This is a genomic window from Saccharomonospora sp., assembly GCF_027317685.1.
GTDB lineage: Bacteria > Actinomycetota > Actinomycetes > Mycobacteriales > Pseudonocardiaceae > Saccharomonospora.
Genome location: NZ_DAHVQP010000113.1, coordinates 1 through 14137 on the forward strand (window position 1 = coordinate 1; position 14137 = coordinate 14137).

The 14137-nt window shown below is 66.8% G+C and carries 11 protein-coding genes and 1 pseudogene; 3 read left to right on the plus strand and 9 right to left on the minus strand.

Going from position 1 to position 14137, the window contains the following annotated elements:
• A pseudogene (locus tag M7H19_RS12845) lies at positions 1–145 on the plus strand (ABC transporter permease); the annotation flags it as partial.
• Positions 146–172: 27 nt separating this feature from the next.
• On the opposite strand, the gene M7H19_RS12850 reads toward M7H19_RS12845, so the two are convergent.
• Both M7H19_RS12850 and M7H19_RS12855 read right to left on the minus strand, forming a co-directional pair.
• Positions 173–889, minus strand: a complete 717-nt coding sequence (locus M7H19_RS12850; RefSeq protein ID WP_298181029.1) for a DoxX family protein — start codon at positions 887–889, stop codon at positions 173–175.
• Positions 890–956: 67 nt separating this feature from the next.
• Complete coding sequence (locus tag M7H19_RS12855) at positions 957–2027, minus strand: glycerophosphodiester phosphodiesterase (RefSeq protein WP_298181030.1); 1071 nt, start codon at positions 2025–2027, stop codon at positions 957–959.
• Between the two features lie 401 nt (positions 2028–2428).
• On the opposite strand from M7H19_RS12855, the gene M7H19_RS12860 reads away from it, so the two are divergent.
• Together M7H19_RS12860 and M7H19_RS12865 are read left to right on the plus strand one after the other, a co-directional pair.
• The gene (locus tag M7H19_RS12860; protein WP_298181031.1) at positions 2429–3346 is read left to right on the plus strand and encodes a septum formation family protein; all 918 of its coding nucleotides are present in this window, start codon (positions 2429–2431) and stop codon (positions 3344–3346) included.
• Positions 3347–3419: 73 nt separating this feature from the next.
• Positions 3420–4709 carry an Nramp family divalent metal transporter gene (locus M7H19_RS12865; protein ID WP_298181032.1) on the plus strand — a complete coding sequence of 430 codons (1290 nt, stop codon included), beginning with the start codon at positions 3420–3422 and terminating at the stop codon, positions 4707–4709.
• 23 nt (positions 4710–4732) lie between these two features.
• Here M7H19_RS12865 and M7H19_RS12870 read toward each other — a convergent pair whose 3' ends face one another.
• The 7 genes from M7H19_RS12870 to M7H19_RS12900 form a co-directional block, all read right to left on the minus strand.
• Entirely contained in the window at positions 4733–5620 is an 888-nt protein-coding gene (locus tag M7H19_RS12870; protein ID WP_298181033.1) for a polysaccharide deacetylase, read from the minus strand.
• An 18-nt stretch (positions 5621–5638) separates the two neighbouring features.
• Positions 5639–6655 carry an asparaginase gene (locus M7H19_RS12875; RefSeq protein ID WP_298181034.1) on the minus strand — a complete coding sequence of 339 codons (1017 nt, stop codon included), beginning with the start codon at positions 6653–6655 and terminating at the stop codon, positions 5639–5641.
• 459 nt (positions 6656–7114) lie between these two features.
• Positions 7115–8941, minus strand: a complete 1827-nt coding sequence (locus M7H19_RS12880; RefSeq protein ID WP_298181035.1) for a phosphoenolpyruvate carboxykinase (GTP) — start codon at positions 8939–8941, stop codon at positions 7115–7117.
• Between the two features lie 323 nt (positions 8942–9264).
• Positions 9265–9963 carry a hypothetical protein gene (locus M7H19_RS12885; RefSeq protein ID WP_298181036.1) on the minus strand — a complete coding sequence of 233 codons (699 nt, stop codon included), beginning with the start codon at positions 9961–9963 and terminating at the stop codon, positions 9265–9267.
• A 101-nt stretch (positions 9964–10064) separates the two neighbouring features.
• Positions 10065–11918: a dynamin family protein gene (locus M7H19_RS12890; protein ID WP_298181037.1), complete on the minus strand. Its 1854-nt coding sequence runs from the start codon at positions 11916–11918 to the stop codon at positions 10065–10067.
• 57 nt (positions 11919–11975) lie between these two features.
• Positions 11976–12425, minus strand: coding sequence for a nucleotide exchange factor GrpE (grpE, locus tag M7H19_RS12895; RefSeq protein WP_298181038.1), 450 nt, complete (start codon positions 12423–12425; stop codon positions 11976–11978).
• Positions 12422–14122 (minus strand): dynamin family protein, encoded by a 1701-nt coding sequence (locus tag M7H19_RS12900; RefSeq protein ID WP_298181039.1) that lies wholly within the window; start codon positions 14120–14122, stop codon positions 12422–12424. The genes grpE and M7H19_RS12900 overlap by 4 nt, the downstream gene beginning before the upstream one ends.
• Positions 14123–14137 lie beyond the last annotated feature (15 nt).

Below are 14137 nucleotides of genomic sequence, written 5' to 3' on the forward strand. Positions count from 1 at the left end.
CGGCAACACGAGTCCCACCGGCTGGCCCGAACCGTCCGGGTGGCCCGCCGAGAACGCCGCCCTGTACGCGATCCTCAGCTGCGTCGTCATCGTCGCGATCTTCGCGCCGCTCGCGACGGCCCGCTACCGTCGGGTGGCCAGCTAGTAACCCGGCCACCCGGCCTGCGCGGGGTCAGGACGTGGGCATCGGCATCCGGCCGCGGTGCCGCTTGGAGTGCATGGCGGACTTGGCGGGCTTCGTCGCCATCCTCGCCGACTTCTTCATCGCCTTGGCGGCTTTGCCCTTGCCCTTGGCGGTGCCTCCCACCATGCCGACGGTCTTACCCGCTTTGCCGCTCACCTTGTTGCTCGCCTTGGCGGCCTTGGTCGCCGCCCTCCCGGCCTTGCGCTGCACGGTCCCCGCGGCACCCTGCATCTGGTGACTCGCGCCCTCGGCCACATGACGCGCCCGCCAACCGAGCGAAGGTTTGCCACCCGTGTCGGCGATCGCCAGCAACAGTCCACCCGCGAGGCCCGCGTTCTTGAGGAACTGGACGGTCTGCTGCTGCCGCTGCTCCGCGTCCTCGTACTCCCAGAAGGAGTGCGCCGCCAATGTCGTGGGGATCAGGCTGCCCAGCAACATCATCGACGAGATCCGGGGCAGGACACCGAACGACAACATGGTGCCCGCGGCGACCTTCACCGCCGCATCCACCTGAACGAGCGTCATCGGGTCGGCCGGCAGCGAATCCGCTGGGTCACCGGTCTTGTTTCCCATGGTCTTGCGGGCGACTTTCTGAAACCACGGCTTGACGGCCTCGGTATGGGCCTCCTTCTGCCGCAACGCGTTGATGCCGCCCGAGATGAAGATCGAGGCGAGGAGTGGGCGTGCCACCCGACGGAGAATCATGTGACCTCCTTGTTCGAAGTCCGGTCTGGGAACTCACCGTCTGGTAGCTACCCACTCCCGACCGTCTTCATCCGCGCCGAGGACGCAGTGGGTACGACTCGGGCAGGGTGAATCCCCTTTCCTTCGCGACCTCGCGTAGCCGGTTCGGGTAATCGGCGATGATCCCGTCCACCCCGTCGTCGATGAGTTTGTGCATAGTGGCCTTGTCGTTCACCGTCCACGGGATGACCTTGATACCGGCCGCGTGCGCCTCGTCGACCAGCTCTTTCGTCGTGAAAGGCTCGTAGTCGTCGTCCTCGACGGACCCACCTTGGGGGTTGCCGTGCACCGGCGACAACGCGGACGCTCCGAAGGACGCCGCCGCTTTCACCGGACTACCGCCGAAGTCGTCGATGTCAAGACCACCGAGCCACGGCGAGGCGCCGGGTCGTCCCACTTCGAGGAACTCCGGTTGGCTCAACGCCACCACCGGCAACCAGGGCGCCTTCTGCCGCACCTGCATCAGTGCGCCCCAGTCGAAACTCTGGATGGTCACGTTGCGGGCGAAGCCCGAGCGGGCGACCTCCCGGATCACCCGGTCGACGAACCACTCACGTGGCGCGGTCTCGTGGGGGGCCGCCGCCTCCACCTTGGTCTCGATGTTGAACCTGATCGAGTGGGCGCCGTGCTGCCGGGCGAGGCGGAACAACTCCGCCAACGTCGGCATCCTCGCTCCCGGGGAGAGCTCCTGGTCGGGGTGATCCGGCAGCCGCTGCGAGCCGCAGTCGAGCGTGCGTACCTGCGCGAACGTGAGGTCCTTGATGTAGGAGCCGACGTACGGGTACTGCGGGTCGCCCGGCCACGCGGGACGCGTGTCTCGGCACTTCTCCGCGCTGATCTGGCGATCGTGTGTGATGACTTCCCGCCCGTCGCGAGTGATCTGGATGTCCAACTCCAAAGTGGTGACTCCGAGTTCCATCGCGCGGGAGAAGGCGGCGAGCGTGCCTTCCACGGTGAGCCCCAGTCCGCCCCGATGCGCCTGGATGTCGAAGTGGTCATCTCCACCTCGGTGCGGCTGCGCGGCGGCCGGAACGCCGAGGGTGCCCGCGAGCGCGATCACCAGTGCGGCCACGAGGACAGCCGGTCTCTGTCGCAACATGTGCATCAACCTCCCGGCGCACCGTCGCACGGAAAGGTGACGGCCAAGGGAATCGCAGGCGAAGGCCCGCCCGCCAGTTCCGGTCCTTGGTCCGAACCGGTGGAAACGGGACGGTATGGACCTGTACGCACACTTCCAAGTGTGATTCACACAACAAACGTGTTCAGGTGTAACGCAGCCGGGTTCGGGGTCGATAAGCCGGATGACCCCGTGATGCTGGCGGACCCCCGACCTGGCAGCATCACGGGGTTTCCAATGTCTTCTCCGGTGTCGTTTCCGGTGTCTTTTCCGGTGTCGCAGACCGGTCCGTGCCGATGCCCGAAGCGACGCACCACAGACTCGCGTATCGAATGGGTGGCGGTGCCAAGTGATGTCCGACGCCACTCGATAGAGTCGAACCGATGTCGAGACAGGGGTTAGTACTAGCCGGGGCCACACTGCTGGCCGCCCTCACCATGGCCTCGTGCACAGCTCAGGTCGGGGGAACGGCCGCCCCGGAGACCGCGAATCACGCTGCCTCCGACACCACGGCCGGACCGACGGCCGGACCATCCGGACAGTCGGCCACCACCGACTCGCCCGAGGCCGCCGACTCGAAGGCCGACTCCGTCGCCGTCGCCGAGCCCGGTGAATGCGTGAACGGGAACGAACCCACCCCTGTGGACTGCCAAGAACCTCACACCGTCGAGATCACCGCATCCGGCACGTTCGGCGGGGCGATGGCCGACGGCCCGCCCGGCCGGGACGAGATCTTCAAAACGGTGTTCCCGTCCTGCCGCGAGGAAGCCGCCAACTACCTCGGCAGCGACGAGTACGACCTCACCACCCTGTCCGCGTGGCTGCTGTGGGCGGGTGAGGACGCGTGGGCCCGCGGTGAACGCTGGTACCGCTGCGGCGTGGTCGAACTCGACGACACCAACGAAGCCAAACAGCGCACCGGGTCGATCCGCGGCGCGCTGAAAGGCGACGGCGTGCACAACTTCCGCCTCTGCTCGCTGCCGGCGCCGTCGGAGGAACCGCCCGTGCCGGAACCGTGCGACCGACCCCATCGCGCCGAGGCCGTCGCCGTGGTGCCGATGGGCGAACCCACCGACCCACTGCCCAGCGAGGAGGAGTTCACCGCCGCGGCGAAGCGTGAGTGCGAGAAAGCGGTGGTCGAGTACCTGGGGGCACAGCGCCGCGACGTGGCGGCCACGTGGCGGTGGCCCGACGAGGTGGCGTGGCAGCGCGGGTTCAACAACTTCACATGCTACGCGCAGACCGAAGAACCCGTCACCAAATCACTGCGCGGCATCGAAAACAGTCCTCTGCCTCGGTAGGACTCCCCGAAGTAACGATCAACTGCACTTTTGCCGTATTCCCTCTCGGCCGCCACCGGTCTAGCGTGCTCGCATGTCGAACGACACGTGCCCCCATGACGTGGTCGAGGACGTGCCCGAGAACTGGAGAGCTCGGGTGCGCCAGATCGGGCCGGGCATCATGGCCGCCGCGACGGGGGTCGGTGCCGGTGACCTCGTCGCCACGATGGTGGCCGGGTCCCGCTACGGCTACACCCTGCTGTGGGCGGTGATTCTGGGGACCGTCTTCAAACTCGCGCTCGGCGAGGCCGTCGGCCGTTGGCACCTCGCCTCGGGGCGGACGCTGCTGGCGGGTTGGCGCACTCTCGGCAGGTGGGTGCTGGTCTACTTCGGCGCCTACGCCGTCGTGTGGGGATTCGTCTACGGCGCCACGGCGATGTCGGCGTCGGGACTGCCGCTGAACGCTCTCGTGCCCGGCCTGTCCGTGCGTTACTGGGCGATCATCTGCGGTGTGCTCGGCTTCGTGCTCGTGTGGTTCGGGCGCTACACCGTCATCGAGAAGATCATGACGGTGTTCGTGGCCATCATGTTCGTCACGGTCGTCGGCACCGCCGTGCTCGTGACACCGAACCTGCTCGACGCGAGCAAGGGTCTGGTTCCCCGCCTTCCGGACGGCTCGCTGATCTACGCTCTCGGCCTGATCGGTGGTGTCGGCGGCACCATCACGATGGCCGCCTACGGTTACTGGTCGTTGGCGAAGGGCTGGCGTTCCTCGCGGTGGCTGCCGATGCTGCGTCTCGACAACGCGGTCGGCTACGTCACCACCGGCGTCTTCGTCGTCGCCATGCTGATCGTCGGTTCGGAGCTGCTGCTCCACCAGGAGATCGTGACCGGCGACGAGGGCCTGCTGATGCTGGGCGACCGGCTCGCGGAGGACTACGGACACTGGGCGCGCATCCCGTTCCTCATCGGTTTCTTCGCCGTGTCGTTCACCTCGCTGATCGGGGTGTGGAACGGCGTGAGCCTGTTGTTCTCGGACTGGTGGCGCACCTGGCGGCTACCGGCGAACACCGAAGAGGACATCGACGACTACGAACGCCGGGCGGGCGAGCGCAGCCCCGTTTTCCGCGCCTACCTGGTGTGGTTGACGTTCCCGCCGATGGCGTTGCTGTTCCTTGACCGGCCGTTCCAGCTCACCGTCACCTACGGTCTCCTCGGCGCGTTGTTCATGCCGTTTCTGGCGGGCACGTTGTTGGTGCTGCTGAACTCCCGCCGTATGCCGAGCGTGGACAGGTCGCGGTGGGTGTCGAACACTCTGCTGACCGTCTGTCTGGTCCTGTTCGCCTACCTCGCCGTGGACCAGATCGTCGGCCTGTTCGGCTGACCGACGCGGCCGTCCGTTTTTCGTCAGGTCGTCGAAGCGCGAGGCCTACGACTAAGGAAATCGTCGGCGACCTGGTCGAACGTGGCCCAGCGGACACCGTCGTGGCTGCGGATGTGTCCGATCAACCGTTCCAGCATGAGCAGGTTCTGCGGACGGCCGGACACGTCCGGATGCAGCGTGATCGGGAAGACCGCGTACTCGCATTCCCGGTAAACCCAGTCGAACTGGTCCCGCCACAGTATTTCGAGATCGCGCGGGCTGACGAACCCGTGGCTGTTCGGATTGGCTTTGATGAACATCATCGGAGGAAGGTCGTCGAGGTACCACGACGCGGGTATCTCGACGAGGTCGGTCTCCTTCCCCCTTTTCAGGGGTTTCATCCATGTGTCGGCCGGTTGCGAGTAGTCGACCTTCGACCAGGAATCGCCGACCCGAACGTAGTAGGGCTCGAAGTCGCGGTGCATCAACGAGTGGTCGTATTTGATTCCACGTTCGAGCAGCAACTCGTTCGTCACCGGCGAGAACTCCCACCACGGTGCGACATACCCGGTCGGCCGATTCCCCGCCCGTTCGGTGATCAGCGAGATGCAGTGGTCCAGGACGGCGGCTTCCTGCTGGCGATTCATCGCGATGGGGTTCTCGTGGCTGTAACCGTGCACCCCGATCTCGTGGCCCGCCGCCACACAGGCGTCGAACTGTTCGGGAAAGGTCTCGATGGAATGCCCCGGCCAGAACCATGTCGTGGGTATCTCGGCCCTGCGGAAGAGTTCGAGCATCCGAGGGACACCGACCTCACCGGCGAACAATCCGCGCGAGATGTCGCACGGAGAATCCTCACCACCGTACGAGCCGAGCCACCCGCCGACCGCGTCGACGTCGATACCGAACGCAACGAGAATCTCTTTGGCCATGGTCCACTCCGCCTCACATCAGCCATCGACGTCCCCAGGGATCGCCCCGGCTTCCTGCAACCAGGCACGACACCGGCGCCTCACGTCCGCCGTCGTCCCCTCGGCCGCCAACGCGGCGGCCAGAACGATGCGGCCCTGCCAGGGGGAGAGGTCACCGAAGAAGAGGGCACCCGCCTCGGCGAGGTCCCAGCCGCCTCCCGTGTAGAGCCCGGCGACCCGCCCTTCCCCGACCCTGCTGGTCACGGCCACCGGAATCCCGTCCTCCAACACCCGCACACAGGCCTCGGTGATCGCGGGCGTGGTGTTGCCCGCACCGAACGCGGCCAGGACGATGCCTCGCGCACCGGCCGCGACCGCGGCCTCGACCGCGGTGGCGTCAGCTCCCAGATACAGCGGGACGACATCCACTCGGGGCAGTTCGTCGACGCCGGACGGCAGCAGCGGCGACGGCCGCCGTGGCATCGCATACCGTCGAACATCGTCCTGACCGACATAACCGATCGGCCCCCTGCCGGGCGCGTGGAAAGCGTCCACGGAGAGGGTGTGGGTTTTGCGCACGCCGATGGCGGGCAACGCCCGATCGTTGAACACCACCGTCACGCCGGTGTCCACCGCGTCGGGAGAAGCCGCCCAGCGCAGTGCGGCGGCGAGGTTGCGCGGCCCGTCGGTCGCTGGGTCGTCGAAGGGCCGCTGTGCGCCGGTGAGCACGACGGGGACCGACCCCTGATGCATGACCGCCAGCAACGCGGCCGTTTCCTCCATGGTGTCGGTGCCGTGGGTGATCACCACGCCCTCGTACTCCGCCGCCGCGGCCCGAACCTGCTCGGCCAGCGCGAGCACGTCGGCGGTGGTGGCGGCGAAGCTCGCCGTCCTCGACACGTCCCGCGCATCGACGTCATCGACGGCCACACCACCGAACGCTTTCGCCGCGTCCAGCAACTCGGCCGCGTCCGCAGCCACCGCCCTCCCCTCGGAGGTCGTGCGGGTGGCGATGGTGCCACCGGCCGCCAACAGACACAGCGAACCCACGAACATCTCCGGACAACCCTCCTGCGCTTACCGGAGAGTTGTCCGGCTACATCGACACGAAACCGTGGGACGACCGACGACGGTCACCCGCCCGGACGGACCTCGACGACCACGAACGCAACGAGCACGGTCTCGAACGAATCGGTCCGGAAGGCCGGAACGAAATACCCGTGAACCCGACGATGTCGGCTTCCCTCGCGGCGTCGCGAGCCAGCAACAACGGGTTGTAGAATCCCGCGTTGAGTACGAACGTGCCCAGTCGTACCCAAGTCGCTCAGCCTGGCGTGCCCTGTCGGCCAGTTCGTCGCGCGTGGTGAATCGAAACAGGCTCACACCGAAACGGAAACGGCTTGCACTCGATTTCTGTCACATGAGCACGGTAGAAGAGCGGAAGATGATGGAAGGCCGCCTTCGCGACGAGCGAACAGCGGCCTTCCGATGTCCTGATGCGACTCAGCCCGAACTTCAGTCCAGTCGCTGCTTCATCCTCTCCAGCTCATCGAGCAGCTCCGACGGGATCTTGTCCCGGCCGATCTTGTCGAACCACTCCTCGATGAGCGGGATCTCCTGACGCCACTCCTCGGGGTCGACCTCCAGGGACGCCTGGATGTCGGACAGCGGATCTTTCAGCCCCTCCAGGTCGAGGTCCTCGGCGCTGGGCACGAAACCCACCGGGGTCTCGGTGGCCGACGCCTTGCCCTCGATGCGCTCGATGATCCACTTCAGCACGCGGGAGTTCTCGGAGAAGCCCGGCCACAAGAACCGCCGGTCGTCGCCACGGCGGAACCAGTTCACGTAGAAGATCTTGGGCAGCTTGTCGCTGTCGGTCTTCTTGCCGATCTCCAGCCAGTGCTGGAAGTAGTCACCCACGTGGTAGCCGAGGAACGGCAGCATGGCCATCGGGTCGCGCCGCACCTCGCCGACCTTGCCCGCAGCGGCGGCGGTCTTCTCGGAAGACATCGTGGCGCCCATGAACACACCGTGCTGCCAGTCGCGAGCCTCGTTCACCAGCGGCACCGTGGTCGCACGACGACCGCCGAACAGGATCGCCGAGATCGGCACACCCTTCGGGTCGTCCCACTCGGGCGCGAGGATCGGGCACTGCGACATTGGCGTGCAGTACCGCGAGTTCGGGTGCGCGGCGGGCTCGTCGGAGTCGGGCGTCCAGTCCTGCTTCTTCCACGAAGTCAGGTGCTCGGGCGTCTCCGACATGCCCTCCCACCACACATCGCCGTCGTCGGTCAACGCGGTGTTGGTGAACACCGTGTTGCCCTTCTCGATGGTCCGCATCGCATTCGGGTTGGTGTGGTAGTCGGTGCCTGGTGCCACACCGAAGAAGCCGAACTCGGGGTTGATGGCGTACAGCCTGCCGTCCTCACCGAAGCGCAACCACGCGATGTCGTCGCCGAGCGTCTCGGCACGCCAGCCCGGGATGGTCGGTTGGAGCATCGCCAGGTTGGTCTTGCCGCAGGCGCTGGGGAACGCCGCCGCGACGTAGTACGCCTTGTTCTCGGGAGAGATCAGCTTCAGGATCAGCATGTGCTCGGCGAGCCAGCCCTCGTCCCGAGCCATCACCGAGGCAATCCGCAGCGAGTAGCACTTCTTGCCGAGCAGCGAGTTACCGCCGTAACCGGAACCGTAGCTCCAGATCGTGCGCGTCTCGGGGAAATGGCTGATGTACTTCGTGTCGTTGCACGGCCACGGCACATCCTTCTCGCCCGGCTCCAACGGCTTACCGACCGAGTGCAACGCGGGCACGAACTCCCGCTCGGTGCCGTCTTCGGCGATGAACTTGTCGAGCGCCGCTTTGCCCATCCGCGTCATGACACGCATCGACGCGACCACGTACGCGAAGTCGGTGATCTCGATGCCGAGCTTCGGGTTCTCGTCACCGAGCGGCCCCATGCAGAACGGGATGACGTACATCGTGCGACCACGCATGCAGCCCCGGTAGAGCTCGGTCATGGTGGCCTTCATTTCCTTCGGGTCCATCCAGTTGTTGGTGGGACCCGCGTCCTCTTCGCGCTCCGAGCAGATGAACGTCCGCTCCTCCACGCGGGCGACGTCGCTGGGGTCGGAGGCCGCCCAGTACGAATTGGGTTTGGCCTTCAGCGGGACGAACGTGCCCGCCTCGACGAGCTCGGCATTGATGCGTTCGGCCTCTTCGTCGGAGCCGTCCACCCACACGACTCGGTCGGGCGTGGTGAGCTCGGCGACCTCCCGTACCCAGGAGAGCACGCCACTGTGTGTCGTTGGTGCCTTCTCAAGACCGGGGATGGCTACTGCAGTCATCTCTACTCCTGTCTTCGACGACAAGAGCCCACACCGGACAGAAGTCCGGATGCGGGCTCCGTTGCCGCGACCGAATGGCTCAAAGCCGCACCGTCGAAGCGGTGTGCTGGCGTTGGGTTTCCCCGAGAGTAACGGTCCAACACAGGTCGATCCGAGCCCTGACCTGTCACTTCTCTCACAAGAACGATAAGGGAATCGATTCAGATTTAGCTGAATCGCGCAAGTGTGAAAGATGTTTTCGAACAAATGAAAACGACCCGGCGGTAACACACCGGGTCGATTCCCATCATCCGTTTCATCCCACTGGGGGCGTTAGCCGAAATTCAGTTCTGACTGATCCACTGGCCGGTGGTCGCGTCGATCCTGGCCACACCCTCCAACGGCTCCGGACGGCCCCATGCGCTGTCGGCACCCCCATCGCCCACACCGGCCGAGCCAGCCGGGGAAACACTGTCGACCTCGACCCACTCACCGTCACCGGTGTGCTCGTAGGTCACCGCGTTACCGCCGCCGTCGATCTCCACCAACACATCGGCGTCACCGTCACCGTCGACGTCCGTGAAAGCCAACGTGGTGCCGTCCTCGGTGGTGACCACGGCCGTGTCGTTGACACCGTCCTCGTCGGTGTCCACCGTCGCCGGGCCCACCTCAACATCACCATCGGGCAGGTCCGCCGTGATCGTGGCCCCCGTGCTGGCCTGCGTCTCGGCATCGGCGCCACCACTCCCGGCCGGCTCGCCGACCCAGTTACCGGTGTCCTCGTCGTACTCGGCGTAGGCCGCGACGTTCCGCTGCTCGTCCAACATGAAGTAGCTGTCGGCCTCGCCGTCGCCGTCCTCGTCGACGAACACCTGCGCGGTTCCGTCCGCGTGCTCGATCACAGCGGTGTCGGCAACGCCGTCCTCGTCGATGTCCAGGTTGATCTCGGCCGAATACTGCTCACCCTCGACGGTGATCAACAGGTCGTCCGACGTCCCTTCGGGGCCGGGGACCTCAGCCCCGCCACTCTCCTCGACCCACACTGGCGTTACTCCCCCTCCGGTCAGAGCGCGGCTTGCTCAGTGTTAGGACTCACCGTAGGCACATTCGGTTCCCGAACCAAGACGTCGAAGTGAACAACAGGTCACCCCTGCCTCGGCCGGTCCCTCAACGCCCTGATCCGCTCCAAAAACCGCTCCGCCTGTCGCCGCCCCTCCTCGACCTCCTTGGCCCTCCTCGACACCTGCGCGAGCTTCCTCGTGCGCTCCTTCTCGTCCATCTTGATCGTGGTGTCGAGTTCCTTCAGCTCTGTCTCGATCGCCTCGATACGCCGGCTCAACGCGTCGTCGAGGGCGAGGGCGAGTTGTTGTTCGGCCTCGATGAGCTGCTCGGACACCAACTGGTCGAGCGTCGACCGCGCATCGGCGATCGACTCGATGAGCCACTGCTTCGCGTGCTGCTTGTCGGCGGCGTGACGGCGGGTACGGGCCATCCACCAACCCGCACCGAGGCCGATCACGATGGTGGCCGGCAACACCACGGGCGTGAACAGGGCGGCGCTGACGAACGGCGCGGCGACGAGCTTGGCCGCACCCGCACCGCCGGAGACACCCATGAACACGAGCAACTTGTCCTCGGCGCTCGGCGGTCGCCTGTCGGGCGGCCGCAACACCACCGGCGGCCCACCACCACGGGCGAACTGCGACCGAATGACCGCCAGCTCCTCCGCCGAGAACAGGTCGGCCAACACCGCGTCGGTGACCTCGTTCAACCGGTACGCGAGCAGGCCCGACACCCGCTGTGACACGCTCTGCAACGTGGCGTCCACCTGCTGGGGGAGCGCGGCCAACTCCTCGCGCCCCGCGGCATCGATCCGCTGCCGGAAGTACGCCTGCGCGTCCCGCATCCGCCTGCCGACCTCGTGCCCCAGGTCTATGCGCGCCCGCTGCACCTCACCGCGCAGCCGCAGCTGCCAACCCTTCGTGGAGGAACGCCGATCGGCGACGAGCTGGTCCCGGCGCTGCCTCAACTGCCGCGCCTCCCACTCGCCCGACGTCAACGCCCGCTCGTTGGCCGCCAACCTCACCTGCTGCTCGGCCAACGCACTCGACAACGCCCGCAACGTGTTGGCCTCACCCAACATCGCCGAGCGGCCCACCAACAACTCCTGCAACGCCGTCTGCAGCTCGGCCACGCCCGACTTCTCACGCAACATGGCGGCGGCCTGCTCGTTGGGTGCCTTGCCGGCCAACTCGAACATCCGCGCCGACACCGGATGGAACGGGGAGTCGGCGAACCGCGGAGCGTGTTCGGCCAGCAGCTTCTTGTTCTCCTCCAGGATCTGACGCCAACCCCGGAACTGGTCGGTCTTCGACAACGCGAACACCACCGTCTCGACGCGGTCGGCCAACGTCGTCAGAAAACGCAACTCCGGCATGGTGAACGGAGCCGAAGCGTCCACCACGAACAGCAACGCGGTTGCCCCCGCCGCCGCCTCCATCGCCAGCTCGCCGTGCGCGGAATCCAACCCGCCCACCCCCGGCGTGTCCACCACGCTGATGCGCTCCAGCAGCGGAACCGGGCCGTCCACCTCGACATAACGCGGCGGCAACTGCCCTTCGGGCAGGTCGTGCCGCATGCTCACCCAGCGTTCGAGCTCGTCCAGCCCGAACTCCACCGGCGCCAGCTGGCCCGGATAACACGCCCGTGCCCGCCACTCGTCCGCGTGGTCGAAAACCAAGTACGTCGCCGTGGCCACCTCCGCCGCCACAGGAGACAACCCCGGCTTGGCCAACAACGCGTTGACCAGGGAACTCTTACCCCGGTTGGTCTCACCGACCACGACGACCGACGGCTTGGTCGTCCTCGCCTCACGCTGCTCCTCGACCCACTTCGCCGCCTGTGAATCGAGATCCCGCAGCAGAGCGAGCAGCGACTCGCGCGCCTTTTTCACCTGTGCGGGCAGGCTCGGCTTGCCGATCGAAGGTGCCGTGCTCACGGGGCGACACCCTATCGTGGTATCCCCCCGTGCCCGTCCGACCGCTCGGCCGAAGCGTCAGCGACGGGTGTAGACGGTGACGATCGGAGCGCGCAACAGCCGGTCGTGGTCGACGAAGCCCACCACCTCGGTCTCGGCCACCGTGCCCTCCAAAGTCGGGTCATCGGTCGGCACGGCACCCCCGGCCTCGTGCAACGACGGATCGAAACGCTGGCCCTCGGGCCGCAAAGCGTGCACCCCGATGTTCGCCAGTCCCTGCTCGATCCGTTCGGCCACCCCCCCACTACGGGCCCGATCCATCGCGTAGAGGCACAACTGGATGAGCGCGTGCCGATCAGCGAGCGCCCGCTCGTGGTCGATCGGCGCCACAGTTACTCCCACGGGTTCCACGTCGAAGTTCGACGCAGCCGACCGCGAACCGGTTCCCTCCGTCACCCGGTCGGCCGGAGGCGTCCCGGCGACGGGCCCTATGCGCCCCGTCGGGACGTCCTCGGAGTGCGTACTCACCGTCCGGCCCCAGGTGCCTTCAACTGTTGCCAGGCCAGGAAGTACGCCCTGTGCACCACGTGCGCCACCCGACTCTGCGCCGGTGTCGCACCGAACGACGCGAACGACCGCCACCACCCGGCCCGTTCGAGCGCATACGTCGCAAGCTCCTCCCGCGTGGCATCCGGTTTACCCAGCTGAGCGGGGATGTCGGCGTTACTGCCGACCCTCAGCACCTCCTCGGTGAGGTCGTCCGGCATCTCCACAGCACCGGAAGCCACCAGCGTCAACGCCTCCAACACACGCAGCTGATGCGCCTCGGGCTTGGCCAACAACACCTCGATGGCATCGTGCACCCGCTGCCGCTCCGCGGCGTTACCCGAGGCATGCGCCAACGCGGTGATCGACGCCAACGCCGCCGCCGCCTTGATGCCGTCGGCCCGCGCCGCGAACACCGTGTTCAGCCTCGCGCGCACGGCGGCCAGACCGGAGGCGTCCAGCAACAGTCGCCGCAACGCGCCCGCCGTGATGTCCGGCTGTGCGCGGATCGCTTCGACCGCCCGCCGAATGCCGTACAGGTCTAGCTTTGCCAACAGCCGCGCCCGCACCCCGTTGGGAACATCGCATTCCCAGCTGGTGAACATGTCCGCCGACAGCAACATCACGTCGAGCACGTCGTCGTCGAGATCGGCGACCTGACGCAGAGCCTCCGCGTCGGACGAGGTGAACTGCCCAGCCTCCGCCGACTCGGCGATCAGCCCGATCACCGGCAACACGTCGGCGACCCGCGGCTTCAAGGTGTCGGCCTGCTTCCTCGCCAGCAATGTCGCCGCTTTCCACACGTCACCGTCCGAGCCCTCCACGGTCTCGGGCACGATCGTGTCGGCCTTGTTCAACACCGCGATCGCGTTGACCGGCCCCGCCTCCCGACTGGCGGTAGCCGCCGTGAACGCGGCCAACGCCTGCTCGTCGTCGGCACGCAGCCCCTGAGTCATGACATACAGCACCGCCTCGGCCCCGGCCACGGCGTTACGTGATGTCTCGTCCAGCTCGTCCGACTCGCCACCGGCACCGTCTGCGCCACCGGCCTCACCGGCACCACCGGCGCCGTTCGCACCGCCGGCACCGTCGTCGAGGTCGCCGCCGAGGTCACCTTCCCCCCAGCTCTGCGCATCGGCTCCCTGGCTCGCGTCCCGCAACAAGTGCTCCGTGCGCGCGACCGACGCGGCATCGAGCGACCCCAACCCCGGCGTGTCGATCACGGTCATGTGCTGCAACGCGGCGTTGGTCAGATATGCCTCGATGTGCGACACGGTGTCGATGTCCACGCCCAATTCGGCGGGGATCATCCCGTCCGGAGCGAAGGGGAGCACCTGCTTCCGCCCGTCCCGGAAGACCACCTCGATCCGGTCCACGGTCCCGTACTGGAACCGCGTGACCAGCCGCGTGCACTCACCGATGTCGGTGGGCGCCACCCGCCTGCCGATGAGCGCGTTGACGAGCGTGGACTTGCCCGACTTGATCCGGCCCGCCACAGCCACCTGCAAAGGCGCGCCGAGGCGGCGTAACACCTGCGCGAACCCCGCCGCCGTGCGCGGCGACACCTGCGTCTGCAACCTGCGGCAGAGGTTGGCCACCGATGCCGACAGTGGCCCCGCAAGCCTGCCGCCTTGCTGTGCCGTCGTGCTCACTGTTGCCCCCTGTGCCACGACAGGCATCTTCCCACGTACCAG

Coding starts and splice junctions, on each gene's coding strand:
- M7H19_RS12850 (WP_298181029.1), bottom strand. CDS start 889: ATGATTCTCCGTCGGGTGGCACGCCCACTCCTCGCCTCGATCTTCATC.
- M7H19_RS12855 (WP_298181030.1), bottom strand. CDS start 2,027: ATGTTGCGACAGAGACCGGCTGTCCTCGTGGCCGCACTGGTGATCGCG.
- M7H19_RS12860 (WP_298181031.1), top strand. CDS start 2,429: ATGTCGAGACAGGGGTTAGTACTAGCCGGGGCCACACTGCTGGCCGCC.
- M7H19_RS12865 (WP_298181032.1), top strand. CDS start 3,420: ATGTCGAACGACACGTGCCCCCATGACGTGGTCGAGGACGTGCCCGAG.
- M7H19_RS12870 (WP_298181033.1), bottom strand. CDS start 5,620: ATGGCCAAAGAGATTCTCGTTGCGTTCGGTATCGACGTCGACGCGGTC.
- M7H19_RS12875 (WP_298181034.1), bottom strand. CDS start 6,655: ATGTTCGTGGGTTCGCTGTGTCTGTTGGCGGCCGGTGGCACCATCGCC.
- M7H19_RS12880 (WP_298181035.1), bottom strand. CDS start 8,941: ATGACTGCAGTAGCCATCCCCGGTCTTGAGAAGGCACCAACGACACAC.
- M7H19_RS12900 (WP_298181039.1), bottom strand. CDS start 14,122: ATGCCTGTCGTGGCACAGGGGGCAACAGTGAGCACGACGGCACAGCAA.